Consider the following 24,401-nt stretch of genomic DNA (forward strand, 5'->3'; position numbering starts at 1 on the left):
TTATTCCGGGATTGTATCCTGAAGCGAATGCGTTTCTTCTGTTTTCTGGCGTTTAAAGATATAGCGTGTAATAAAAATACCATTGGTGTCATCAGCACCGCCGTAACTTTCAACACCGGTATTTACAAAAGCCAGTTCCCATCCCTGGCTCATCATATCGTTAATTTTAGAGGTTAACAATGCATCGTTCGAAGCAATGTTCTGAAAACGGATACCTCCAACATTAAAAAAGTTGAGCAGTTTTGTTTCGTCGTAATCCTTAATACGAATTTCTTCGCGGTCGCTTTTGTTTCTGTCGCCGTTTTCGGCTGTTTGTCGTGTGGTAAATTCTTTGTAATCCACTTCGTGGTCGGTAGAAATTAAACGCGAACGGCCAACGCCACTTGGAATAATCGATTCGATAGTGGTAATTATTTTTACCTCGTATTGCGGAGTTTCCTGTCCGTTAGCTGCCGGCGATAAAAATATCGCCAAAAGGATGAACATGAGTGCTTGTTTCATTTTGTATTTGTTTTTGTGATTTATAACTTGTTCTGGATGACGAATCCTTATTCTTTAATTTCTTTTCTGAAATAATATCGTGTAAGAAATAATCCGTTCGGATCATTCGCACTTTCGCTATCGTCATTAATCAGTGCCTTGAAGATTTCTTTTTTCACACTGGCATTGGCCATTTTGCTTTCAACACCGGTTTTTACATCAAACAGCTCCCATCCGTTGGACAGCATTTCGTTAATTTTCGATGTTATCAACGCATCATTCGAGGCAATGTTCTGGAACCGGATTCCTCCTTCGTTGTAGAAGTTCAGTAACTTGGTTTCTTCATATTCCTTAATGCGTATTTCACTTCGTTTACTTTTGTTTTTGTCGTTTTTTGCTGCCGTTTGTTGCGAGGTAAAATCCTGGTAATTTACTTCCACAACCGGCGAAATCATTCGCGATCTTCCCAGGCCGCTCGGAACCAGCGATTCAATACAGCTAACAACCTGAATGTCGTATTTTGGCTGTTGGGCCAAGGCAAATACAGGCAGGCAAAAAAGCATGAATAAAGAAATTCGAATTTTGAGGTGCATTCTGAAACTAATTATGTTGAGCGTTAGCAAATATAATTAATTATTGTAACCAACTTTATAGCAACGGATAAAAACAAAAACCGATACTGCCGGACCTTGTATGCTGATAACTCTGTTAGTATCAAATCGTCAATACTGGCGGGAGCATTGAGAATTTTTTCTATCTTTCCGCAACAAAAGAAAGTTATGTCAAAGTTCCCGTTTTATCAACAATTTGATGCAATGGATTGCGGCCCTACGTGTTTGCGTATGGTAGCCAAATATTACGGGAAACATTACACCACCGAATTTCTTCGTGAAAACTCATACATCACCCGGGAAGGTGTATCGTTACTGGGAATCAGCGATGCTGCTGAAGCAATCGGGATGCGCTCGATGGGTGTGAAAATTACCTTTCAGCAGTTAAGGAATGAAGCGCCGCTGCCGTGTATTGTACATTGGGGACAGGAACATTTTGTTGTTGTTCATCAGTTAAAAAAAGGCAAAGTTTGTGTGGCGGATCCTGCTTTTGGACGGGTTGAATATACTGAAAAGGAGTTTTGCGAAAAATGGATATCAACCGTTTCCGGTGGCGAAGAAAAAGGAATTTGCCTGCTTTTGCAACCAACTCCCGAGTTTTATCAAAGCGAAGACGACAAGGTTAAACGTACCGGATTTCAGTTTGTATTTAATTACCTGAAACCATACAAAAAACTGGTAATTCAGTTAATCCTTGGTTTCTTTTTAGGAAGCTGTATTCAGCTGGTATTGCCATTTTTAACGCAGAGTGTAGTTGATATTGGTATCAATAATCAAGACATTGGCTTTATCTACCTGGTGCTTATCGCGCAACTGGTTTTGTTTATCAGTAGGATGTCGGTTGAGTTTATCCGTTCGTGGATTTTGCTGCACATCAGTACACGTATTAATATATCCATTATTTCCGATTTCCTGATCAAGTTGATGAAACTGCCGCTGGGCTTTTTCGACTCGAAAATGATCGGCGACATTTTGCAGCGTATTGAAGATCATGACCGGATTGAGCGCTTTTTAACGGCCCAGTCAATCGGAGTGTTGTTCTCGGTTTTTAATCTGGTGGTTTTTGCTATTGTGCTGGCTATCTACAGCTGGACAATATTTTTGATCTTTATGGTTGGTTCGGTCTTGTATTTTGTCTGGATCTATGTTTTTATGAAACGCCGGCGCGAGCTCGATTTTAAGCGTTTTAGTAAACTTTCTGAAAATCAGAGTAAGCTTATCCAGATCATTAACGGGATGCAGGAGATTAAACTGAACAACTACGAAAAGCAAAAGCGCTGGGAGTGGGAGCGTGTTCAGGCCGGGCTGTTTAAAGTGAGTGTGAAAAGCCTTTCGTTGCAACAGTACCAGGATGCGGGTTCCGTTGTTATTAATGAAACAAAAAACATTATTATTATAATTATTGCTGCAACTTCTGTTGTAAATGATGGACTCTCTTTTGGTGCAATGTTGGCTATACAATATATAATAGGTCAAATGAACACACCTTTGCGGCAGCTGATTGGTTTTATGCACACAGCGCAAGATGCTAAAATTAGTTTGGAGCGTTTGGCTGAAATTCACGATAAAAAGGATGAGAGTGAAGCGGGCAAGTCGTATCTGCGAAACCTGCCTGAAAATAAAGGAATAACTATAAGCGACTTGGTTTTTCAGTATGAAGGTCCGCGTTCGCCCAAAGTTTTAAATCATATCAACCTCGAAATTCCTGAAAAGAAAACTACTGCTATTGTTGGAACCAGTGGTAGTGGGAAAACCACATTGATAAAATTGTTGCTTGGTTTTTACCCGCCGGTTGCCGGCGATATTAAAATTGGAGGAACTCGACTCGCCAATTATTCGCCGCAAATGTGGCGCGACAACTGCGGCGTTGTAATGCAGGATGGTTTTATATTTTCCGACAGCATTGCAAAAAACATTGTGGTGAATGACGAACTCATTGATCAGGAGCGTTTGCTGAATGCAGTTAAAATGGCTAACATTCAGGAATACATTGAAGCATTGCCGTTAAGCTACAATACAAAAATAGGGCAGGAAGGTGTTGGTTTAAGTCAAGGGCAGAAACAGCGAATATTGATTGCCCGGGCTATTTATAAATCGCCGGAGTACCTGTTTTTTGATGAAGCAACCAATGCGCTTGATGCCAACAACGAAAAAATGATCATGGAAAACATGGACAAGTTCTCGGCCGGTAAAACAGTGGTTGTTGTGGCACACCGTTTAAGTACGGTAAAAAATGCCGATCAGATTATAGTACTCGAAATAGGTGAAATTGTTGAGCGCGGCACGCACGAAGAGCTGATTGCAAAACAAGGAAAATATTATCAACTGGTAAAAAACCAATTGGAATTAGGTAACTAATAACTAGTGACCAATGGCTGATGACAAAAAGATAGAGTTACGTTCCGGCGAGGTACAGGAGATACTTGGCGGAGTTCCATCGCGCATTGTGCGATACGGGATTCTTGTGTTTGTTGCCATCTTTTCGCTGATCATTATTTTTAGCTTTATATTTTATTACCCTGATATTTTGCGCTCGAATATTGTGGTTACTACCGAAAATCCGCCGGCTACACTGGTTGCCCGTGCAACCGGAAAAATCGAGAAGTTGTTTGTGGAAGATAAAGATCATGTGACTGCCGGGCAAACAATCGCTTTAATTGAAAATCCGGCAGATTATACCGATGTGCTTGAGTTGGAGCAGATGATAAGTACTGTTCAGCCCGCTTTTGATACGCTCAATTTTTCTGTTTCGCAGCGTTTTAATAAAAGTCTGCAGTTGGGTGCTGTTCAGGAGTATTATTCGCAGTTTTTAACCCGCTACGAGGAGCTGAATGAGTTTTACCAACGCAACTATTATATATTAAAAGAGGAGTCGTATAAGGAGCAGTTGAAAAACGCCCGGATTTTATATGATCGCCTTTGGGAGCAAAAAGTGGCCGTTGATAAAGAATATCAGATTAAACAGCGGAATTACGAACGCCAGAAAAAATTGCTGGCCGGCGAGGTGGTTTCTTCCACTGTTTTGGAACAGGCCGAATCGGAAATGTTGAGCAAAAAATCGGAACTCGACGGTATACGTTCAACACTTGCAGAGCGCCAGATGGGTATCAGCGAACTGGATCAGAAAATTATTGAAAACGAAAAAGAATACCGCGATTTTAAAATTCAATACGAATCGGCCCTGATTGAGGCTTTTAATAATTTGAAAAGCCAGGCAAGCAATTGGTTCCTTACTTATGTGTTGCGATCGCCAATTGATGGGGTAGTAACCTTTAATAAGTTTTATGCCGAAAATCAGAATATTACTGAGGGCGACCGTGTTTTAACCATCGTGCCCGAAGATGTTGGCGAAGTGATAGGTAAAGTTGAATTGCCTGTTCGTGGATCGGGAAAAGTAAAAGAAGGGCTTGATGTAAATGTGAAATTCGACAATTATCCGTACATGGAATATGGTTTGGTGCGCGGTAAAGTTAAAAGTGTTTCGCTGGTGCCCGAAGATAGCTTTTATATGGTAGAAATCACTTTCCCTAATGGTTTGGTAACTAACTACGATAACAAGCTGCAAATGCAAAGTCAGCTGATGGGGCAGGCCGAAATTATTACAGAAGACCTGCGACTGATTCAGCGAATTTTTAATCCATTAAAATCGCTTTGGAAAGAACGGATAAAGCAGTAAACAGTTTACAGTCACGGTTCGCAAAATGCAACAGGCAAAACAAGTTGCCAATTGTTGTTTGCCTATTGCCTGTTTTTCTATGAGTTTGTGCAAGCATTTCTTTTGAGCTTTTGACTTTCCGTGTTCAACTTCAATCTTCTCTCCCTCAATCCATTTCAATCTTAATTATTTCAAAAAAAAGGTAGAAATCTATTGTACTTTAATAATAATTCGTACTTTTGCGAGCCGTTTTTAGGGGAAAAGTGCGCTTTTTCGTCTCGAAACGATTGATAATTAAGGATTTTTGCATAATTTTGCAGTCCATTTTGGATAATGATTATTAACTATATAAAAAACAGGTAGTTATGCCAACTATTCAACAGTTAGTTAGAAAAGGAAGACAAACTAAAGTTGAGAAAAGTAAATCTCCGGCTTTAGATTCATGCCCACAACGTCGTGGAGTATGTGTTCGTGTTTATACCACTACGCCAAAGAAACCAAACTCGGCAATGCGTAAAGTTGCAAGGGTAAGGTTAACCAATGGTAAAGAGGTGAATGCTTACATTCCTGGTGAAGGCCACAACCTTCAGGAGCACTCAATTGTGCTTGTACGTGGAGGTAGAGTAAAAGACCTTCCGGGTGTACGTTATCACTTAATTCGCGGTGCTTTGGATACTGCGGGTGTTGAAGGACGTTTACAACGTCGTTCGAAATATGGTGCTAAAAGACCGAAAAAATAAGAAAGTAAAAAAGAGTAATTAACTACGTTATTTGCAGTGGTTTGGTTGAGTAAGGAATTCTCTCTAATGTCTTCCGGAGATGAACTGAAGACCGCCTTAGGGCAGCCGATTTGAATAACACTAAAAAGTTTTAAAATGAGAAAGTCGAAACCAAAGAAGAGGATCCTTTTACCGGATCCAAAATTCAACGACACTTTAGTAACAAGGTTTGTAAACGACCTTATGGTTGATGGTAAAAAATCAACAGCATATTCAGTGTTTTACGAAGCCATGGATATGGTAGAGAAACGCATGAAAGATGCAGAACAATCACCTCTTGAAGTTTGGAAAAAAGCATTGGAGAACATTACTCCAAATGTTGAGGTTAAGAGTCGCCGTGTAGGTGGTGCTACTTTCCAGGTGCCAATGGAAGTTCGTCCGGAAAGAAAAACTGCTATCAGTATCAAAAACATGATTTTGTTTGCCCGTAAACGTTCGGGAAGATCTATGGCCGATAAATTATCAGCTGAGATCATCGCTGCTTTCAACGAAGAAGGTGGAGCTTACAAGAGAAAAGAAGATACACACAGAATGGCCGAAGCTAACCGTGCATTCGCACACTTCAGATTCTAGAATCATAGTTTAGTAAAATTGGTAATAGAAAATAGGTTTAAAAAATGGCTAAACAAGATCTGAAATATACCAGAAACATTGGTATTATGGCGCACATCGACGCCGGAAAAACCACTGTAACAGAGCGTATTCTGTTTTATACAGGGTTAACTCACCGTATTGGTGAGGTGCACGATGGTGCTGCTACCATGGACTGGATGGAGCAAGAGCAGGAAAGAGGTATTACAATTACTTCGGCTGCAACTACTACATTCTGGAAACACAATGATATTGAGCACAAAGTAAATATTATTGATACTCCGGGACACGTTGACTTCACTGTTGAGGTTGAACGTTCACTGAGAATTTTGGACGGAACTGTAGCATTATTCTGCGCCGTTGGTGGTGTGGAAGCTCAGTCTGAAACAGTATGGCGTCAGGCCGAAAAATACGGCGTTCCCCGTATTGCATTCGTAAACAAAATGGACCGTCAGGGTGCCGATTTCTTTAACGTTTACAACGAGATTAAAGAAAAATTAGGTGCTAACCCGGTGCCAATGCAAATTCCTATTGGATCAGAAGAAAGTTTCGAAGGGGTAATCGACCTTGTAGAAATGAAAGCTATCCGCTGGGAAGACGACGGCGCAATGGGAACAAAGTATGTTCTTGATGAAATTCCTGCTGATTTAGTTGAACAAGCTGAAGAGTGGAAAGAAAACTTAGTTGAATCGGTAGCAGAAGTAGATGACGCGATTTTAGAGCGTTACTTCGAAGATCCGGATTCAATTACGAAAGAAGAGATGTTGGCTGTTATCCGTAAAGCAACTTTGGAAGGAGTAATCATTCCAATGATGTGTGGATCAGCATTTAAAAATAAAGGTGTTCAGCGTTTGCTGGATGCTGTTTGTGAGTTCTTACCATCGCCGCTTGATAAAGAGGAAATTACTGGTAAAAACCCGTTAACTGACGCTGATGTTGTACGTCACCCTGATGCAGATGAGCCTTTGGCTGCATTAGCATTTAAAATTGCTACCGACCCATTCGTAGGTCGTTTGGCATTTATTCGTGTGTACTCAGGTACACTGAATGCCGGTGATACTGTTTACAACTCACGTACAGGTAAAAAAGAGCGTATCTCGCGTTTGTTCCAGATGCACTCTAACAAACAAAATCCAAAAGACTCTATTTCAGCTGGAGATATTTGTGCTGCAGTAGGTTTTAAAGATATCCGTACAGGTGATACGCTGGGTGATATTAAAAATCCGGTTGTTCTGGAAAGCATGGACTTCCCTGAGCCGGTAATTGGTATTGCAATTGAGCCTAAGTCGCAAAAAGACGTTGACAAACTTGGAAACGGATTGGCGAAACTGGCTGAAGAAGATCCTACATTCGTTGTAAATACCGACGAAGATTCAGGTCAGACTGTAATCCGTGGTATGGGTGAGCTTCACCTCGAAATTTTGATCGATCGTTTGAAACGCGAGTTCAAAGTTGAATGTAACCAGGGAGCACCACAGGTTGCCTATAAAGAAGCAATTACCGAATCTGTTGAATTACGTGAAGTATTCAAGAAACAGACTGGTGGTCGTGGTAAATTTGCCGATGTTATTGTAAAAGTAGAACCTGCTGAAGAAGGAAAAGATGGTTTGGAATTTATCGATGCTGTAAAAGGTGGACGTATTCCTCGCGAATTTATCCCTTCAGTTGAAAAAGGTTTTAAAGATGCATTATCAAATGGTCCGTTGGCAGGTTTCCCTGTCGACAGCTTGAAAGTTACATTGCTCGATGGTTCGTTCCACCCTGTGGATTCAGACCAGTTATCGTTCGAGATTTGTGCTCGTCAGGCATTTAAAAGTGCAGCATCAAAAGCTAAACCTGCGCTTCTTGAGCCAATTATGAATGTTGAGATCGTTACTCCTGAAGAGTACATGGGTGATATTATTGCCGACCTCAACCGTCGTCGTGGCGAAGTTGCAAGCATGGATAGCAAGGGTAACGCAAAAGTAATCGAAGCAAAAGTTCCACTGTCAGAACAATTTGGTTACGTAACCGTATTGCGTACACTTTCTTCGGGTCGTGCTACTTCATCAATGGAATTCAGCCATTATGCAGAAGTTCCACGTAGCCTTGCTGAGAAAGTATTGGCAGATTGTAATGGAAAAGTTGATTTATTAAAATAATTTATAACAATTTTCTCTTATGAGTCAAAAGATCAGGATTAAGCTTAAATCGTACGATCACAACTTGGTAGACAAGTCGGCTGAGAAAATCGTTAAAACAGTAAAAACTACTGGTGCTGTAGTAAGTGGTCCTATTCCACTTCCTACTCACCGCAGAGTTTTCACCGTTTTACGTTCAACCTTCGTAAATAAAAAATCGAGGGAGCAATTTCAGCTGTCGTCTTACAAACGTTTGATCGACATTTACAGCTCAACCGCTAAAACAATCGACGCACTAATGAAGCTGGAGCTTCCAAGTGGCGTTGAAGTAGAAATTAAAGTTTGATAATTTAAAGTAGTCGAAAAAATGGCTGGTATTATTGGAAAAAAAATCGGAATGACATCCGTATTCAGTGTTGAGGGGAAAAATATCCCATGCACTGTGATTGAGGCCGGACCTTGTGTGGTTACACAAGTGAAAACGGCAGAGACCGACGGCTACGAAGCGCTTCAGTTAGCTTATGGCGAGAAAAAAGACAAGCACGCCACTAAAGCTGAAGTTGGCCACTTTAAAAAGGCTGGTGTTTCACCAAAGCGCAAAGTAGTAGAGTTTCATAACACCTATCAGGAAGAGTTTGAGCTCGGACAAGAAATCGATGTAAGCATTTTCGCAGAAAAAGATTATGTTGATATCGTTGGAGTTTCAAAAGGTAAAGGTTTTCAGGGTGTAGTAAAACGTCACAATTTCCGTGGTGTTAATGATGCTACACACGGTCAGCACAACAGGTTGAGAGCACCTGGTTCTATCGGTGCATCTTCATGGCCTTCACGCGTATTTAAAGGTATGCGTATGGCTGGTAGAGACGGTGGAAAAACAGTTACTATCGAAAACCTTGAGGTAGTAAAAATTATTCCTGAGAAGAATGTATTAGTGGTAAAAGGTTCGGTACCTGGAGCCAAAGGTTCATACTTAATTATTAGAAAACAATGGAACTAAGTGTACTGAATATAGAAGGAAAAGAAACCGGAAAGAAAGTCACTTTAAACGACCAGATTTTCGGTATTGAGCCCAGCGACCACGCCATTTATTTGGACGTAAAGCAATATATGGCGAACCAACGCCAGGGAACTAGCAAGAGTAAAGAACGTGGTGAGATAGCAGGTAGCACCAAGAAGATTAAAAGACAAAAAGGTACAGGTACAGCACGTGCCGGTAGCATCAAGTCGCCAATCTTCCGTGGTGGTGGTACTATTTTTGGCCCACGTCCGCGTAACTACGGTTTCAAGCTGAACAAAAAAGTGAAGCAATTGGCCCGTAAATCAGCTTTAACTTACAAAGCAAACGAAAAGAGCATCGTTGTTGTTGAAGACTTCAATTTTGAAGCTCCAAAAACAAAAGAGATGGTAGCATTACAGAGCAATCTGCAAATAGCTGAAAAAAAGGCACTTTTCGTTTTACCAACTGAAAATAATAACATATATTTGTCGTCGCGAAATTTGCAAGACGTATCGGTTGTAACTGCTTCAGAGTTAAATACTTACCAGATTTTGAATGCAAAAGCGATTGTGCTTTGCGAGGGATCTGTTGCGAAAATTGAAGAAGCATTTAAACTTTAACGGATAAAAAAAAGATGGAAATTTTAGTAAAACCATTAGTTACAGAAAAAATGACCGACCAGTCGGAACGTTTTAACCGTTACGGTTTTGTGGTAGCTCGCAATGCAAGTAAACCTGAGATTAAAAAAGCGGTTGAAGATCTTTATAACGTTTCGGTTGAGAACGTTAACACCATGGTTTATGGTGGTAAAGTAAAATCGAGATATACCAAAGGTGGTATTATTACCGGTAAAACAGCAGCCTATAAAAAGGCTATTGTTACTTTGGTTGAAGGAGATAGTATTGACTTTTATAGTAATATATAATAGTATATAATTAATAAGTATTATGGCAGTAAGAAAACTGAAACCAGTAACTCCGGGTCAAAGGCACAAAGTAATTGGCGCTTTTGATACCATTACTGCATCTACACCTGAAAAATCATTGTTGGAGCCCATTAAAAAGTCCGGTGGTCGTAATAACCAGGGACGCATGACAATGAGGTATATAGGTGGGGGACATAAACGCAAATACCGTATTATCGATTTTATGCGCGATAAAGACGGTGTTGCAGCTGTTGTCGATTCAATTCAGTACGATCCAAACCGTACAGCTCGTATCGCCCTTCTGAAATACGAAGATGGCGAAAAACGTTACATGATTGCGCCTAACGGGTTGCAAGTTGGCCAAACTGTAATGAGCGGTACTGGAGCAGATCCTGAAATCGGTAATTGTCTTCCTCTGGCTGAAATACCTCTTGGTACTTTGGTTCACAACATTGAACTTCACCCGGGACAGGGTGGGGTGATGGCACGTAGTGCAGGTGCTTATGCACAATTGACCTCACGTGATGGCAAATATGCAATTTTAAAATTGCCATCAGGCGAATCTCGTATGGTACTTACGTCCTGCAGGGCTACAGTAGGTACGGTTGGAAATACAGAACATAACATCGAGAAATCGGGTAAAGCCGGTCGCTCTCGTTGGTTAGGAAGAAGACCTCGTGTTCGTGGTGTTGTAATGAACCCTGTCGATCACCCAATGGGTGGTGGTGAAGGCCGAAACTCAGGAGGACACCCGAGATCACGTAAAGGTTTGCTTGCGAAAGGTTATAAAACCCGTTCGAAGAAAAAAGCTTCCAACAAGTATATTGTAGAACGTAGGAAAAAATAGTAAAGAGGAATAAATTATGAGTCGTTCATTAAAAAAAGGCCCATTTATCGATTTCAAGTTAGAACGTAAAGTTTTAGCTATGAATGAATCGAACAAAAAATCGGTTGTGAAAACCTGGGCCAGAGCATCAGTAATTTCTCCTGATTTTGTAGGACACACTATTGCAGTACATAATGGAAACAAGTTCATCCCGGTTTATGTCACCGAAAACATGGTGGGACACCGTTTGGGCGAATTTGCTCCAACCCGTACATTCAGGGGGCATGCTGGTAATAAGAAAAGATAGGCATTAATATTTAAAAAGTAAGTACAATGGGTGCCAGAAAAAGACTAGCAGCTGAGAAAAGAAAAGAAGAGAAAAAACAACAATATTTTGCTGTTTTACGCAACTGCCCTACATCTCCGAGGAAAATGAGGCTTGTAGCCGATATGATCCGCGGAATGGAGGTTAATAAAGCCTTAGATGTATTGAAGTATTCTTCAAAAGAAGCATCACGCAGGGTAGAGAAACTTCTGCTTTCAGCCATTGCCAATTGGCAGGCTAAAAACGAAGGGGTTCGTTTAGAAGAAAGTGAACTTTACGTATCACAAATCATGGTAGATTCAGGTCGTATTTTGAAACGTTTGCGCCCGGCTCCCCAGGGTCGTGCACACCGAATCAGAAAACGCTCGAATCACGTGACTATTTACGTAGATAGTAAAGAAAGTGTTGTTGAAGAAAACCTTAATTAATATTCATGGGACAAAAAGTAAATCCGATAGCAAATCGTTTGGGATTCATCAAAGGATGGGATTCAAACTGGTTCGGTGGTGATAATTACGGCGACAAACTGGTTGAAGACCAAAAGATCAGGAAATACCTGAATGCTCGTTTGGCCAAAGCCAGCATTTCAAGAATCGTTATTGAGCGTACCTTGAAGCTGATCACCATCACCGTTCATACTTCTCGCCCTGGTATTATTATTGGTAAAGGCGGTCAGGAAGTTGACAAACTGAAAGAAGAATTAAAAAAGATTACCAAAAAAGAGGTTCAAATCAACATTTTCGAGATCAAACGTCCTGAACTTGATGCTAAGATCGTTGCAAATAACATTGCACGTCAGCTAGAGGGTAAGATTGCTTACCGCAGGGCAGTTAAGATGGCCATCGCTTCAACCATGAGAATGGGAGCCGAAGGAATCAAAGTATTGGTTTCAGGTAGGTTAAACGGAGCAGAAATGGCTCGTTCTGAAATGTATAAAGACGGCCGTACTCCGCTTCATACTTTGCGTGCAGATATTGACTACGCATTGGCAGAAGCATTAACAAAAACCGGACTTATTGGAATTAAAGTTTGGATTTGTAAAGGTATGGTATACGGAAATCGCGACCTTTCGCCTAACGTTGGACAAAAGTCTGGACGTCCGGGTGGAAACAGAGGTGGTGGTGCAAACCGTAACCGTCGTAGAAAATAGTGGTTTAACACTCACAATCTAAAAAAGGATGTTACAGCCAAGAAAAGTAAAATTTAGAAGAGTACAGAAGGGTCGAATGAAAGGTAACGCTCAACGCGGAAACCAATTAGCATTCGGTTCATTTGGAATAAAGTCGTTGGAAGAATCGTGGCTTACCGGTAGGCAGATTGAAGCTGCCAGGGTTGCGGTAACACGTTATATGCAACGTCGAGGACAAATTTGGATACGCGTATTCCCCGATAAACCGATTACCAAAAAGCCAGCCGAAGTAAGGATGGGTAAAGGTAAAGGTGCTCCTGAAGGATTTGTTGCTCCGATAGCTCCGGGTCGTATTATTATTGAAGCTGAAGGTGTTTCTATGGAAACAGCAAAAGAAGCTTTAAGACTTGCCGCTCAGAAACTACCGGTAAAAACAAAGTTTATGGTTAGACGTGATTATGTTGAAGAATAAAATTAGGTGAATCATGAAAGTAAGTGAAATCAAAGAAATGGCGAACAACGAAATCGTTGAGCGTCTGCAGATTGAAAAAGAAAATCTTGTTCGCCTAAGATTGAATCATGCCGTATCGCCGCTTGAAAATCCTAACAAGTTGAAGGAAACTAAAGCTACGATCGCACGTTTGAATACAATTCTTCGCGAAAGAGAATTAAACGAAAATCAGAAGTAATTCAACGATGGAAAATAAAGTAAGAAATCTCAGAAAAGAGAGAATCGGGGTCGTTGTTAGTGATAAAATGGATAAATCGATAGTGGTTGCCGAGAAACGTAAAGAGAAGCACCCAATCTATGGTAAGTTCGTTAACAAAACTACCAAATTCCATGCGCACGATGAGAAAAATGAATGCAACGTTGGCGATACAGTAAGGATTATGGAAACTCGTCCTTTAAGTAAAACTAAATGTTGGAGAGTAGTTGAAATAATTGAAAGAGCTAAGTAATCATGGTACAACAAGAATCAAGATGTTCGGTAGCCGATAACAGTGGAGCGAAAGAAGTTTTAGTGATCCGTGTATTAGGCGGAACACGCAAACGTTACGCAACATTGGGCGACACTGTTGTGGTTACTGTAAAAAGTGCACTTGCCGGAGGCGAGATGAAAAAAGGTACTGTATCACGCGCAATTGTTGTACGTACGAAGAAAGAAAACCGTCGTCAGGATGGTTCTTACATTCGTTTCGACGATAACGCTGTAGTACTTCTTAACAACGCCGGCGAAATGCGTGGAACACGTATTTTCGGGCCCGTAGCACGTGAATTACGCGAGAAGAATATGAAAATTATCTCACTCGCACCAGAAGTATTGTAATAAGAAAAGAGCTCAAAATGCAGAAAAAGTTACACATAAAAAAAGGTGACACTGTGGTTGTGATCGCTGGAAACAGTAAAGGCCAAAAAGGTCGTGTACTGGAAGTGATCAGAAAAACCGACAGAGCAATAGTTGAAGGTGTTAACATGATGAAAAAGCATACCAAACCTAACGCAACAGCGCCACAGGGAGGTATCATCGAACAGGAAGCACCGGTGCATATTTCTAACCTTATGTTGGTTGATCCTAAAACAGGTGAAGCTACACGTGTAGGAAAGAAATTGAATGACGAAGGTAAATTAGTTCGTATTTCGAAAAAAACAGGAGAGGAGATTAAGTAATGGCTTACGTACCAACTCTTAAGAAGAAATATCAGGAAGAAATAATCCCTGCTTTAAAGAAAGAGTATGATTACTCTTCTGTAATGCAGGTTCCGAAATTAGAAAAGATCATCCTTAACCAGGGTGTTGGAGCAGCAATCGCCGACAAAAAACTGATCGACGTTGCCCAAACCGAAATGACAATGATCGCCGGCCAGAAAGCCGTACAAACTTTGTCAAAAAAGGATATCTCTAATTTCAAATTGAGAAAGAAAATGCCAATTGGCGTGCGCGTTACATTGCGTCGCGACCAAATGTATGAATTCTTGGATCGTTTAATTGCTGTGGCACTGCCACGTATTCGCGACTTTAAAGGTATCGAAAGCAAAATGGACGGCCGTGGAAACTACACACTTGGCGTTCCGGAACAAATTATTTTCCCCGAGATCGTGCTTGATAAAGTAAGCAAGATCAACGGAATGAATATTACCTTTGTCACTTCTGCAAAAACCGACGAAGAAGGTTTTGCTTTGTTGAAAGAATTAGGTTTACCATTTAAAAACGTTAAAAAGAACTAGTAATGGCTAAAGAATCAATGAAGGCACGCGAAGTAAAACGTGCAAAATTAGTTGAGAAATACGCCGAAAAACGTGCCCGACTGAAAGCAGAAGGCGACTGGGAAGGTTTGCAAAAACTTCCTAAAAACTCCGCCAAAGTACGTTTACACAACCGTTGTAAACTTAGCGGACGTCCGAAAGGATATATGCGCCAATTCGGTATCAGCAGGATTGATTTTAGGGAAATGGCATCAAATGGCTTGATTCCCGGAGTTAAAAAGGCAAGTTGGTAATCGTTAAAAGAAACTTGAAAAATGAGTAAAGTAACAGATCCAATAGCAGATTATCTGACAAGGGTAAGAAATGCAATTATGGCAAAAAACCGTGTAGTTGACATTCCTGCTTCAAATATTAAAAAAGAGATGACTAAACTTTTGAAAGAAAAAGGTTACATCTTAAACTACAAATTTGAAGAAGGTGTTGGCGTTCAGGGTAACATTAAAATTGCGTTGAAATACAATCCAGAAACAAAAGTATCTGCAATAAAAGCGTTAGAACGCATTAGTAAACCAGGTCTGCGTCAGTACTGCGACACAAACAGTATTCCACGTGTACTAAATGGTTTAGGCATAGCAATAATCTCTACCTCAAAAGGTGTAATTACCGATAAAGAAGCTCGCGAGCTTAAAGTAGGTGGAGAAGTTTTATGTTACGTGTATTAATAGGGAGGAACAGTCATGTCAAGAATAGGAAAATTACCCATTTCAATACCAGCAGGAGTAGAAGTAAAAGTTAACGACAGTGTTGTTAGCGTAAAAGGTCCTCTGGGTGAATTGACTCAGCAAGTTGATCCGCTTATCGAGGTAGCTGTAGAAGATGCAACTATCGAAGTAAAAAGAAACGGCGAATCAAAACGCGAAAAGTCAATGCACGGACTGTACCGCTCTTTGATCAATAACATGGTGGAAGGCGTATCGAAAGGATACGAAATTAAGTTAGAGTTAGTTGGTGTAGGTTACCGTGCAGAAGTTCTGCCAGATAACGTACTTGACCTTGTATTAGGTTTTGCTCACCATACTTACCTGCAACTTCCAGCAGAAGTTAAAGTAGAGGCATTATCTGATAAACGTAGCACTCCGTCAGTGACCCTTAAAAGTCACGACAAACAATTAATCGGACAAGTAGCTGCCAAAATCAGATCATTCCGCAAACCTGAACCTTACAAAGGAAAAGGTATTAAGTTTGCAGGCGAAGTATTGAGGCGTAAAGCTGGTAAAGCAGCCGGTAAATAATTTTTAAAAAGATTAATTATTATGGCATTAACAAAAGTTCAAAGGCGAGCAAGAATAAAAAGTCGCGTACGCACAGTTGTTTCCGGCACAGCAGAACGTCCTAGATTAAGCGTTTACAGAAGTAACAAGCAAATCTACGTTCAGGTTATCGACGACCTGCAAGGAACAACTTTATTAGCAGTTTCATCATCAGATAAAGGTATTGCTGAAACCAGTGGTACAAAAACTGAAAAAGCTGCAATGGTTGGTAAAGCAGTTGCCGAAAAAGCACTTGCAGCCGGAATTACTGAAGTTGTATTCGACAGAGGTGGTAACTTATACCACGGTAGAGTAAAACAATTAGCTGACGCTGCCCGCGAAGGTGGCCTTAAATTCTAATACATTATGGCGAAAGTAAGTAATAAAGTAAAAACAAGCGACCTGGAATTAAAAGACAGGTTGGTAGCCATTAACCGTGTAACCAAAGTAACAAAAGGTGGACGTACGTTCAGTTTCTCTGCCATTGTTATTGTGGGCGACGAAAAAGGAATCGTAGGCTGGGGACTTGGTAAAGCAAGCGAAGTAACAACTGCAATTTCTAAAGGCGTTGACGCAGCTAAAAAGAACCTGGTAAAAATTCCGGTTATTAACGGAACTATACCACACGAACAAACCGCAAAATTCGGCGGTGCAAACGTCCTGTTAAAACCTGCTTCGTCAGGTACCGGTCTTAAGGCTGGGGGTGCGATGCGTGCAGTACTGGAAAGTGCCGGTATTCACGACGTTTTGGCTAAGTCAAAAGGATCATCAAACCCACACAACCTGGTAAAAGCAACAATGAATGCTTTAACCGAGTTAAGGGATGCTTATACAGTAGCTGAACACAGAGGTGTTTCAATGGAAAAAGTTTTTAAAGGATAACACAGTTATGGCTAAATTAAAAATAACACAAGTAAAAAGTGGTATCGGTTCAACAAAACGCCAAAAAGCAACGCTTGAGTCGTTAGGTTTGAAAAAACTGAACCAAACTGTTGTTCACGAAGCTACTCCTCAAATTGTTGGTATGGCTAACAAATTGAGACATTTACTGAGTATTGAAGAAGTTAAGTAATATTTCAAACTATTGAAATTATGAAACGGGTCTCGAGTACTCGAGACCCGTTCCATCTTATTCAATTGAATATAAAAATATTTAATAAGATGAATTTAAGTAACTTACAACCTGCAGAAGGATCGACTAAAACATGTAAACGAATTGGTCGTGGCCAGGGCTCAGGCCGTGGCGGCACGTCAACTCGTGGTCACAAAGGTCAAAAGTCGCGTTCAGGTTACTCAAGAAAAATCGGTTTCGAAGGTGGTCAAATGCCTTTGCAACGTGTAGTTCCAAAAATGGGATTTAAAAACATCAACCGTGTTGAATACAAAGCAATCAACCTTGATGTACTTGAGAACCTTGCTACAAAAAAGAACCTGACCGTAATTGACAAAGAATCCTTGGTTAACGCAGGTATCGCGTCGAAAAACGACAAGATCAAAATTCTTGGCGGAGGTACTTTAACTAAAAAATTGGAAGTTAAAGCCAACGCTTTTTCAAAAAGCGCGAAAGAAGCAATAGAAAAATTAGAAGGAACAACCGAAATAGCTTAAACCGTAATGAAACGATTTATTGAGACCCTAAAGAATATTTATAAGATTGAAGATCTAAGATTCAGAATTGGAACAACATTGTTTTTCCTGTTAATTTACAGGTTAGGATCGTTTGTTTCACTTCCGGGTATTGATCCGGCACAGTTACAAAACCTGCAAAATCAGACTTCTGATGGATTGCTGGGATTGATTAACATGTTTTCGGGTGGTGCTTTTGCACAGGCTTCTGTCTTTGCTTTAGGAATCATGCCGTATATTTCTGCCTCAATTGTTATCCAGTTAATGGGTATCGCAGTTCCCTATTTCCAGAGGTTGCAGAAAGAGGGAGAGTCAGGAAGAAGGAAAATAAATCAGATTACACGTTATTTAACCGTGTTAATTCTGATTCCGCAGGCATCGGCATATCTTACAAATCTACACATGCAGTTACCCGATTCGGCTTTCGCAATGCAAGGACTATGGTTTAACGCCCCTTCCATTGTGATATTAACAGCAGGATCGATGTTTGTGTTATGGTTAGGAGAACGTATTACCGATAAAGGAATCGGTAATGGTATCTCGTTAATCATTATGATTGGTATTATTGCCCGTTTACCAATGGCCGTGGTTCAGGAATTTGGATCACGAATCAATGGTGGAGGTTTAGTAATGTTCCTTGTAGAGTTTGTTATCCTTTTCATCGTGTTTATGGCATCAATTGCCCTGGTACAGGGAACCCGTAGGATTCCGGTACAATACGCGAAACGAATTGTTGGTAACAAGCAATATGGCGGAGTACGTCAGTACATCCCTCTGAAAGTAAATGCCGCAGGTGTAATGCCTATCATTTTTGCACAAGCAATTATGATGGTGCCTATTACAATTGTTGGTGTTGCTAATTCTGAAAATCTGCGTGGTGTGGCGGCTGCCTTATCAAACATCACAGGTTTATGGTATAATTTAACACAATTTTTATTAGTGGTAGCTTTTACGTATTTTTACACCGCTATTACTATTAATCCAACCCAAATGGCAGAAGATATGAAGAAAAACGGTGGTTTTATTCCGGGTGTTAAACCAGGAAAGAAAACTGTTGAATTTCTTGATACCGTTATGTCGCGTATAACATTACCCGGTTCTATTTTCTTAGGATTGGTAACTATTATGCCGGCCTTTGCCATGATGATTGGAATCAGCCAGTCGTTTGCCCTGTTCTACGGTGGTACATCGCTGCTAATTCTTGTTGGTGTAGTGTTAGATACCTTACAGCAGATTGAAAGTCACCTGTTGATGCGCCATTACGACGGTTTGATGCAATCAGGCCGAATTAAAGGTCGTCCGGGACTCGGAGGAATGTAAGACAAATTGTAAAAAGAGATATTTAGTATAAACTTATTCAAAAAAAATTAAAAGAGAATTTTATGGCAAAACAACCTTCCATAGAACAAGATGGAACAATTATAGAAGCATTATCAAACGCAATGTTTAGGGTTGAACTGGAAAACGGTCATGTTATCACAGGGCACATTTCCGGGAAAATGAGAATGCATTATATTAAAATTTTGCCAGGGGATAAGGTTAAAGTCGAAATGTCTCCTTACGATTTAACTAAAGGTAGAATTACGTTTAGGTACAAAAACTAAAGATTGTATATGAAACGAGTCCCGACAAACGTCGGACATCGATACAAAAAATTAAAAAAATAATTAAGATGAAAACTCGTGTTTCAGTTAAAAAACGTAGCGAAGACTGCAAAATTATACGCAGGAAAGGACGTTTGTATGTGATTAATAAAAAGAACCCGAAGTTTAAACAACGTCAAGGGTAATTAATCTATTAAAAGAAGAATTTTATGGCACGTATAGTAGGTGTTGATATTCCAAGTAATAAAAGAGGTGAGGTTGCTCTTACCTATATTTATGGTATTGGCCGCAGCAGAGCCATCACTATCCTTGACGAAGCAGGTGTAGACAGAAACCTGAAAGTACAGGATTGGACTGATGACGACTTGGCAGCCATCCGTGGAGTTATCGGCGATAACTTCAAAGTTGAAGGTGAGCTAAGATCTGAAGTTCAGATGAACATTAAGCGTTTAATGGATATTGGTTGTTACCGTGGTATCCGTCACCGTATCGGTTTACCGGTTCGCGGACAGAGCACAAAAAACAACGCACGTACCCGTAAAGGAAAACGTAAAACTGTTGCTAACAAAAAAATGGCCACTAAATAAGGAATTTGAGTTATGGCAAAAAAAACAGGATCAAGTAGAAAGAGAACAGTGGTTGTTGAAGCCAATGGTATGGCTCATATCCACTCGTCTTTCAACAATATTATTGTTACGCTGACAAACATGAACGGAGAAGTGATCTCCTGGTCGTCAGCAGGGAAAAAAGGATTCCGTGGTTCGAAAAAGAATACTCCTTATGCTGCTCAGGTAGCATCAGAAGAGTGTGCTAAAACTGCTTATGACCTTGGACTACGTAAAGTTAAGGTATATGTTAAAGGACCTGGTAACGGTCGTGAATCAGCAATCAGAGCTTTGGCTACCATCGGTATCCAGGTTACTGAAATTATTGATGTAACACCGCTTCCGCACAACGGTTGCAGGCCTCCTAAAAGACGTAGAGTTTAATTTTAAAACGAAAAGGAAATGGCAAGATATAGAGGACCAAAATCTAAAATCGCTCGTAAATTCGGAGAGCCTATCTTCGGACCGGATAAAGTGTTCGAACACAAAAACTACCCTCCGGGGATGCACGGTTTAGCTTCGAAAAGAAGAAAAGTATCGGAATACGGGCAGCAGTTAAAAGAGAAACAAAAAGCAAAATATACTTACGGTGTATTAGAAAGACAATTCCGCACACTTTTCAAAAAAGCGCAAGCTTCTAAAGGTGTTACCGGTGAGGTACTTCTTCAGTTGTTAGAGTCTCGTCTCGACAACGTAGTATTCCGTTTGGGTATTGCTAAAACTCGTGCTGCGGCACGTCAGTTTGTATCACACAAACATATTACTGTTAACGGAAAATTAGTAAATATTCCATCGTACACGGTTAAATCTGGCGACGTTATTGGTGTTCGCGAGAAATCAAAATCGCTGGAAGAAATTACTGGCTCATTGCAATCGCGCAGAAGCTCACAGTACGAATGGTTGGAATGGGATGGCGCACAAATGGCCGGAAAGTTCCTGAACCGTCCGGAACGTGAAGAAATTCCAGAAAACATCAAAGAGCAACTAATCGTAGAGTTGTATTCAAAATAATAAAATTACTTAGAATATTATGGCAATATTAGCATTCCAAAAGCCTGACAAGGTAATAATGTTAGAATCCGATGACAAGTTCGGACAATTCGAGTTTCGTCCCCTGGAACCGGGATACGGTATTACAATTGGTAATGCACTTCGTCGTATTCTGTTATCGTCGTTGGAAGGCTATGCAATTACAACTGTTAAAATTGAAGGTGTTGACCATGAGTTTTCTACGATTAAAGGAGTTATTGAAGATGTAACTGATATTATCCTTAATCTGAAGCAAGTTCGTTTTAAAAACGAGGTGGAAGATTTTGACAGCGAAAAAGTATCTATCTCAATCAGCGGCCAGGAAGAATTTACTGCCGGAGACATTAACAAATTTATGACCGGTTTCAGAGTACTGAATCCTGAGTTGGTAATTTGCAGAATGGAGCCGGATGTAAAAATTCAAATGGAGTTGAACATCAGCAAAGGACGTGGTTACGTTCCTGCTGTTGAAAACAAACCCGTTGAAGAAGAATTTGGTGTAATTCCGATCGACTCGATCTATACGCCAATTAAAAAGGTAAAATTCGCGGTTGAAAACTATCGTGTTGAGCAAAAAACCGACTACGAAAAATTAGTTCTGGATATTGCTACCGATGGTTCTGTTCACCCAAAAGATGCATTAAAAGAAGCAGCTAAAATTCTTATCTATCACTTCATGCTGTTCTCAGACGAAAAGATCACTCTTGATACGGATGAGAAATTTGCAAACGAAGAGTTTGACGAAGAAGTACTGCACATGCGTCAGTTGTTGAAAACTAAACTGGTTGATATGGATCTTTCGGTTCGTGCTTTGAATTGTTTGAAAGCTGCGGATGTAGATACATTAGGAGACCTGGTTACCTACAACAGAAACGACCTGCTGAAATTCAGAAACTTTGGTAAAAAATCGTTAACCGAATTGGATGACCTTTTAGATAACATGGGACTGAATTTTGGAATGGATATTTCCAAGTATAAACTTGATAAGGAGTAAAAGGCAATGAGACATAATAAGAAATTTAATCACTTAGGCCGTAAAGCACCACATCGTAAAGCGATGTTGGCAAACATGGCAAGTTCACTTATCGCGCATAAGAGAATTTCAACTACTGTTGCAAAAGCGAAAGCATTGCGTATGTACGTTGAGCCGCTTATTACAAAGGCAAAAGAAGATACTACACACTCTCGCAGGGTAGTTTTTAGCTACTTGCAAGACAAAGATGCTGTATCGGAATTGTTCCGCGAAGTAGCTGTTAAAGTTGCTGACCGTCCGGGAGGATACACTCGTATTCTGAAAACCGGTAACCGTTTAGGCGACAACGCCGATATGTGTATCATCGAGTTGGTTGACTTCAACGAAGCTATGTTGGCTGCAAAAGAAGAAGCTGCTGCACCTAAAAAACGTCGTTCACGTCGTGGTGGTGCTAAAAAAGCTACTGAAGTTGCTGCACAAGCTGCACCTTTAGCCGATGTTGATACTGCGGTAGAAACAAAACCGGAAGAAGGCGCAATGGATAAAGAGGAAAATGCAGTTGCTGCACAAGCCGCACCATTAGCTGATGCTGAAACAACCGAGGAGCCTAAAGCTGACGAGTCAGCTGACGAAGCAAAGAAAGAAGACTAATAATTTTCTTTACCATATTGAAAAGCCGATCCGTCAACTGACGGATCGGCTTTTTCATTTTTAGGATGTCATCTGTATGATTTGCAACATAAACAGATGACATCCTTTTTTTATGTTCCAATGGCTAAAGCCCCATGTCTAACGACTCTTAATCTTGCGGCCGGGCTTTCCGCTTTGCGACTAAGTAGCCACTAAAATTTCTTGCTTGCCGCAGCCGTGCAACATACGAGCTACAATATTTATTTGCTTGCCGCAGCCGTGCAACATACGAGCTCCAATATTTATTTGCCTCCTGCAGCCGTGCTACACGCTTTCCACAACTTTTTTTCGCCTGTTGCAGCTGTGCAACATGGTCGCCAACAAGTTTTTTTGGCTGTTGCAGCCGTGCAAGAGGCCAGCAAATAAGTTTTTTGCTTCCTGCAGCCGTGATACACGCCTTCCACAACATTTTTTCGCCTGCTGCAGCTGTGCAACATGGTCGCCAACAAATTTTTTTGGCTGTGCAGCCGTGTAGGAGGCGAGCCAACAAGTTTTTTTGCTTGCCGCAGCTGTGCAACAGGCCTGCAAATAAGTTTTTTCGCTTGCTGCAGCGCTGCAACAAGACAGCCAACAAGTTTGCTGAGCAATTACACGGCTGCAGGAAGCCTAAAATCAGGGAGTTACAAGGTCAGCTTAAGCAAGCTATCTGAATACCGCCTGCAGCAAGGCTTACGGACTAAAGCCCCGTTCTGCTTTCAAAGTTGGGCATTTGCCCCCCTGGTTCATGAACTCTGCAACATGAGGCTTAATAAAGCCAAAGAAGAGATAAACCACGTATGAGGACAGGCATGATAGCTGGGGATGCGGAAACGGTTCATACAGTGGTGGCTGAGGTCAGAAAAATCGAGGTGAAATTATTTTATATTCCTTTTAAGCGATTAAATTAATTCAATTAAATTTAAAGCAGCAAGAATCAACTAATCTAATAAACCATGATTAAGAAAGATCAATTTTCCAGAAGAAATTTTATTCGAACAACTGCCGTTGGTGCAACTACTTTGGCGTTTGCACCGCTGTCGTTTAGTTGTGCTCCCAACGAACCGGGTTCTACCTTTGGAGGTGTTCCCATTGGCGTTATTACTTATAGCTGGCGCAGTATGCCCAACTCGGTAGAAGACATTATAGCCTATTGTAAAGCCGCCAATATCACTTCACTTGAACTCATGGGGAATACGGCAGAAGAATGGGCCGGAGTACCGGCAACACCGAGCCGGCCCGGAAACGATGCAAGTGAAGAAGAACGTAATGTGTACCGAATAGCCATAGAAGAAGCCTCACAAAAACAAAAAGAGTGGAGAACCACCCTTGATATTAAAAAATACGAAGAGCTGAAGAAGTTATTCGATGACGCGGGCATACATGTTCATACGGTAAAGTTTGCACCTGCCAACTGGAGCGATGATGAAATTGATTATGCATTTAAAGCCGCTAAAATATTGGGTGCCGGAGCGGTTACCAACGAAATTGGTGATGAAGCGTGCCGTAAACTCGGAAAATTTGCCGAAAAACATGGAATGATTGCGGCCTATCATAACCATTCGCAACCCGGGCAGCCCGGTTTTGACTTTGAAACCTTTTTGGCACATTCTCCGGCCAATAAACTGAATTTTGATGTGGGCCACTATTTTGGCGCTACAGGTAAGCACCCCAACGATATAATTGAAAAGTTACACGACAGAATTTACAGTATACACCTTAAAGATAAAACCGGTAAAGAAGCCGAGCCTGCCAATACTAACAAAGTTTGGGGCGAAGGAGAAACGCCGCTGGCCGATATTCTTGGATTGATAAAAGAAAAGAACTGGAATATATATGCCGATATTGAATTGGAATATCCTATTCCGGAAGGATCAGATGCACAGCAAGAGATTGTTAAGTGTGTGGAATATTGTAAGGCTATTTTAGTTTAGCTATAAGTTTC

General features: G+C 40.8%; 37 protein-coding genes. 35 read left to right on the forward strand and 2 right to left on the reverse strand.

All coding sequences use genetic code 11. The features are described from left to right. Together LH29_RS18105 and LH29_RS18110 are read right to left on the reverse strand one after the other, a co-directional pair. Positions 1-501, reverse strand: coding sequence for a hypothetical protein (locus LH29_RS18105; protein ID WP_045032490.1), 501 nt, complete (start codon positions 499-501; stop codon positions 1-3). 47 nt (positions 502-548) lie between these two features. Next, positions 549-1,073 (reverse strand): hypothetical protein, encoded by a 525-nt coding sequence (locus LH29_RS18110; RefSeq protein ID WP_198152497.1) that lies wholly within the window; start codon positions 1,071-1,073, stop codon positions 549-551. Between the two features lie 186 nt (positions 1,074-1,259). Between LH29_RS18110 and LH29_RS18115 the strand changes: the two genes are divergently transcribed. The 35 genes from LH29_RS18115 (at position 1,260) to LH29_RS18285 (ending at position 24,390) form a co-directional block, all read left to right on the forward strand. Continuing rightward, positions 1,260-3,449 carry a peptidase domain-containing ABC transporter gene (locus LH29_RS18115; RefSeq protein WP_045032492.1) on the forward strand — a complete coding sequence of 730 codons (2,190 nt, stop codon included), beginning with the start codon at positions 1,260-1,262 and terminating at the stop codon, positions 3,447-3,449. A gap of 13 nt (positions 3,450-3,462) precedes the next feature. Beyond that, entirely contained in the window at positions 3,463-4,767 is a 1,305-nt protein-coding gene (locus LH29_RS18120) for an HlyD family secretion protein (protein ID WP_045032493.1), read from the forward strand. 344 nt (positions 4,768-5,111) lie between these two features. Beyond that, complete coding sequence (gene rpsL / locus LH29_RS18125) at positions 5,112-5,486, forward strand: 30S ribosomal protein S12 (RefSeq protein ID WP_038558978.1); 375 nt, start codon at positions 5,112-5,114, stop codon at positions 5,484-5,486. Positions 5,487-5,621: 135 nt separating this feature from the next. Further along, entirely contained in the window at positions 5,622-6,098 is a 477-nt protein-coding gene (rpsG, locus tag LH29_RS18130) for a 30S ribosomal protein S7 (RefSeq protein WP_045032495.1), read from the forward strand. A gap of 44 nt (positions 6,099-6,142) precedes the next feature. Then, positions 6,143-8,257 (forward strand): elongation factor G, encoded by a 2,115-nt coding sequence (gene fusA / locus LH29_RS18135; protein WP_045032498.1) that lies wholly within the window; start codon positions 6,143-6,145, stop codon positions 8,255-8,257. Positions 8,258-8,276: 19 nt separating this feature from the next. After that, entirely contained in the window at positions 8,277-8,582 is a 306-nt protein-coding gene (gene rpsJ / locus LH29_RS18140; RefSeq protein ID WP_038558987.1) for a 30S ribosomal protein S10, read from the forward strand. A gap of 21 nt (positions 8,583-8,603) precedes the next feature. Next, positions 8,604-9,233, forward strand: a complete 630-nt coding sequence (gene rplC / locus LH29_RS18145) for a 50S ribosomal protein L3 (protein WP_045032501.1) — start codon at positions 8,604-8,606, stop codon at positions 9,231-9,233. Next, complete coding sequence (gene rplD / locus LH29_RS18150; protein ID WP_045032503.1) at positions 9,224-9,853, forward strand: 50S ribosomal protein L4; 630 nt, start codon at positions 9,224-9,226, stop codon at positions 9,851-9,853. Before rplC ends, rplD begins: the two co-directional genes overlap by 10 nt. Before the next feature lie 14 nt (positions 9,854-9,867). Continuing rightward, the gene (rplW, locus tag LH29_RS18155; RefSeq protein WP_045032505.1) at positions 9,868-10,158 is read left to right on the forward strand and encodes a 50S ribosomal protein L23; all 291 of its coding nucleotides are present in this window, start codon (positions 9,868-9,870) and stop codon (positions 10,156-10,158) included. Between the two features lie 22 nt (positions 10,159-10,180). Continuing rightward, the gene (gene rplB, locus LH29_RS18160) at positions 10,181-11,005 is read left to right on the forward strand and encodes a 50S ribosomal protein L2 (protein WP_045032506.1); all 825 of its coding nucleotides are present in this window, start codon (positions 10,181-10,183) and stop codon (positions 11,003-11,005) included. 16 nt (positions 11,006-11,021) lie between these two features. Further along, positions 11,022-11,291 (forward strand): 30S ribosomal protein S19, encoded by a 270-nt coding sequence (rpsS, locus tag LH29_RS18165; protein WP_038559002.1) that lies wholly within the window; start codon positions 11,022-11,024, stop codon positions 11,289-11,291. Positions 11,292-11,317: 26 nt separating this feature from the next. Next, a complete protein-coding gene (gene rplV / locus LH29_RS18170) occupies positions 11,318-11,737 on the forward strand; it encodes a 50S ribosomal protein L22 (protein WP_038559005.1) in 420 nt (139 codons plus the stop codon). A 5-nt stretch (positions 11,738-11,742) separates the two neighbouring features. Continuing rightward, complete coding sequence (rpsC, locus tag LH29_RS18175) at positions 11,743-12,459, forward strand: 30S ribosomal protein S3 (RefSeq protein WP_038559008.1); 717 nt, start codon at positions 11,743-11,745, stop codon at positions 12,457-12,459. 28 nt (positions 12,460-12,487) lie between these two features. Next, on the forward strand, positions 12,488-12,910 hold the full coding sequence (gene rplP / locus LH29_RS18180) for a 50S ribosomal protein L16 (protein ID WP_045032508.1): 423 nt from the start codon (positions 12,488-12,490) through the stop codon (positions 12,908-12,910). 13 nt (positions 12,911-12,923) lie between these two features. Beyond that, positions 12,924-13,127: a 50S ribosomal protein L29 gene (gene rpmC / locus LH29_RS18185; RefSeq protein ID WP_045032510.1), complete on the forward strand. Its 204-nt coding sequence runs from the start codon at positions 12,924-12,926 to the stop codon at positions 13,125-13,127. A gap of 7 nt (positions 13,128-13,134) precedes the next feature. Further along, a complete protein-coding gene (rpsQ, locus tag LH29_RS18190; RefSeq protein WP_038559018.1) occupies positions 13,135-13,398 on the forward strand; it encodes a 30S ribosomal protein S17 in 264 nt (87 codons plus the stop codon). Between the two features lie 2 nt (positions 13,399-13,400). Then, the gene (gene rplN / locus LH29_RS18195) at positions 13,401-13,766 is read left to right on the forward strand and encodes a 50S ribosomal protein L14 (RefSeq protein ID WP_045032512.1); all 366 of its coding nucleotides are present in this window, start codon (positions 13,401-13,403) and stop codon (positions 13,764-13,766) included. 17 nt (positions 13,767-13,783) lie between these two features. Continuing rightward, on the forward strand, positions 13,784-14,107 hold the full coding sequence (rplX, locus tag LH29_RS18200) for a 50S ribosomal protein L24 (RefSeq protein WP_045032514.1): 324 nt from the start codon (positions 13,784-13,786) through the stop codon (positions 14,105-14,107). After that, positions 14,107-14,664 (forward strand): 50S ribosomal protein L5, encoded by a 558-nt coding sequence (rplE, locus tag LH29_RS18205; protein ID WP_038559032.1) that lies wholly within the window; start codon positions 14,107-14,109, stop codon positions 14,662-14,664. Before rplX ends, rplE begins: the two co-directional genes overlap by 1 nt. Before the next feature lie 2 nt (positions 14,665-14,666). Then, on the forward strand, positions 14,667-14,936 hold the full coding sequence (gene rpsN / locus LH29_RS18210; protein ID WP_038559037.1) for a 30S ribosomal protein S14: 270 nt from the start codon (positions 14,667-14,669) through the stop codon (positions 14,934-14,936). A 21-nt stretch (positions 14,937-14,957) separates the two neighbouring features. Beyond that, positions 14,958-15,365 (forward strand): 30S ribosomal protein S8, encoded by a 408-nt coding sequence (rpsH, locus tag LH29_RS18215; RefSeq protein ID WP_038559042.1) that lies wholly within the window; start codon positions 14,958-14,960, stop codon positions 15,363-15,365. 15 nt (positions 15,366-15,380) lie between these two features. Then, complete coding sequence (gene rplF, locus LH29_RS18220; RefSeq protein WP_045032516.1) at positions 15,381-15,935, forward strand: 50S ribosomal protein L6; 555 nt, start codon at positions 15,381-15,383, stop codon at positions 15,933-15,935. Positions 15,936-15,956: 21 nt separating this feature from the next. Beyond that, the gene (rplR, locus tag LH29_RS18225) at positions 15,957-16,313 is read left to right on the forward strand and encodes a 50S ribosomal protein L18 (protein ID WP_045032518.1); all 357 of its coding nucleotides are present in this window, start codon (positions 15,957-15,959) and stop codon (positions 16,311-16,313) included. Between the two features lie 6 nt (positions 16,314-16,319). Next, positions 16,320-16,835 (forward strand): 30S ribosomal protein S5, encoded by a 516-nt coding sequence (gene rpsE / locus LH29_RS18230; RefSeq protein WP_045032520.1) that lies wholly within the window; start codon positions 16,320-16,322, stop codon positions 16,833-16,835. Between the two features lie 7 nt (positions 16,836-16,842). Beyond that, positions 16,843-17,025 (forward strand): 50S ribosomal protein L30, encoded by a 183-nt coding sequence (rpmD, locus tag LH29_RS18235; protein WP_045032522.1) that lies wholly within the window; start codon positions 16,843-16,845, stop codon positions 17,023-17,025. Between the two features lie 89 nt (positions 17,026-17,114). Then, positions 17,115-17,561: a 50S ribosomal protein L15 gene (rplO, locus tag LH29_RS18240; RefSeq protein ID WP_045032524.1), complete on the forward strand. Its 447-nt coding sequence runs from the start codon at positions 17,115-17,117 to the stop codon at positions 17,559-17,561. Positions 17,562-17,567: 6 nt separating this feature from the next. After that, the gene (gene secY / locus LH29_RS18245) at positions 17,568-18,899 is read left to right on the forward strand and encodes a preprotein translocase subunit SecY (protein WP_045032526.1); all 1,332 of its coding nucleotides are present in this window, start codon (positions 17,568-17,570) and stop codon (positions 18,897-18,899) included. A gap of 62 nt (positions 18,900-18,961) precedes the next feature. Continuing rightward, positions 18,962-19,183, forward strand: a complete 222-nt coding sequence (gene infA / locus LH29_RS18250) for a translation initiation factor IF-1 (RefSeq protein ID WP_038559066.1) — start codon at positions 18,962-18,964, stop codon at positions 19,181-19,183. Between the two features lie 68 nt (positions 19,184-19,251). Then, a complete protein-coding gene (rpmJ, locus tag LH29_RS24350; RefSeq protein WP_074780216.1) occupies positions 19,252-19,368 on the forward strand; it encodes a 50S ribosomal protein L36 in 117 nt (38 codons plus the stop codon). 24 nt (positions 19,369-19,392) lie between these two features. Then, positions 19,393-19,770 carry a 30S ribosomal protein S13 gene (gene rpsM, locus LH29_RS18255; RefSeq protein ID WP_045032528.1) on the forward strand — a complete coding sequence of 126 codons (378 nt, stop codon included), beginning with the start codon at positions 19,393-19,395 and terminating at the stop codon, positions 19,768-19,770. A 12-nt stretch (positions 19,771-19,782) separates the two neighbouring features. Continuing rightward, positions 19,783-20,172 carry a 30S ribosomal protein S11 gene (rpsK, locus tag LH29_RS18260; protein ID WP_045032531.1) on the forward strand — a complete coding sequence of 130 codons (390 nt, stop codon included), beginning with the start codon at positions 19,783-19,785 and terminating at the stop codon, positions 20,170-20,172. 18 nt (positions 20,173-20,190) lie between these two features. Then, positions 20,191-20,799 carry a 30S ribosomal protein S4 gene (rpsD, locus tag LH29_RS18265; RefSeq protein ID WP_038559074.1) on the forward strand — a complete coding sequence of 203 codons (609 nt, stop codon included), beginning with the start codon at positions 20,191-20,193 and terminating at the stop codon, positions 20,797-20,799. A 19-nt stretch (positions 20,800-20,818) separates the two neighbouring features. After that, positions 20,819-21,811 (forward strand): DNA-directed RNA polymerase subunit alpha, encoded by a 993-nt coding sequence (locus tag LH29_RS18270; protein WP_045032533.1) that lies wholly within the window; start codon positions 20,819-20,821, stop codon positions 21,809-21,811. Between the two features lie 6 nt (positions 21,812-21,817). Next, entirely contained in the window at positions 21,818-22,441 is a 624-nt protein-coding gene (gene rplQ, locus LH29_RS25210) for a 50S ribosomal protein L17 (protein ID WP_045032535.1), read from the forward strand. 971 nt (positions 22,442-23,412) lie between these two features. Further along, entirely contained in the window at positions 23,413-24,390 is a 978-nt protein-coding gene (locus tag LH29_RS18285; protein ID WP_045032539.1) for a sugar phosphate isomerase/epimerase family protein, read from the forward strand. The last annotated feature ends 11 nt before the right edge of the window (positions 24,391-24,401 follow it).

Origin of the sequence: Draconibacterium sediminis (genome assembly GCF_000949475.1) — a bacterium.
GTDB classification, from domain to species: domain Bacteria; phylum Bacteroidota; class Bacteroidia; order Bacteroidales; family Prolixibacteraceae; genus Draconibacterium; species Draconibacterium sediminis.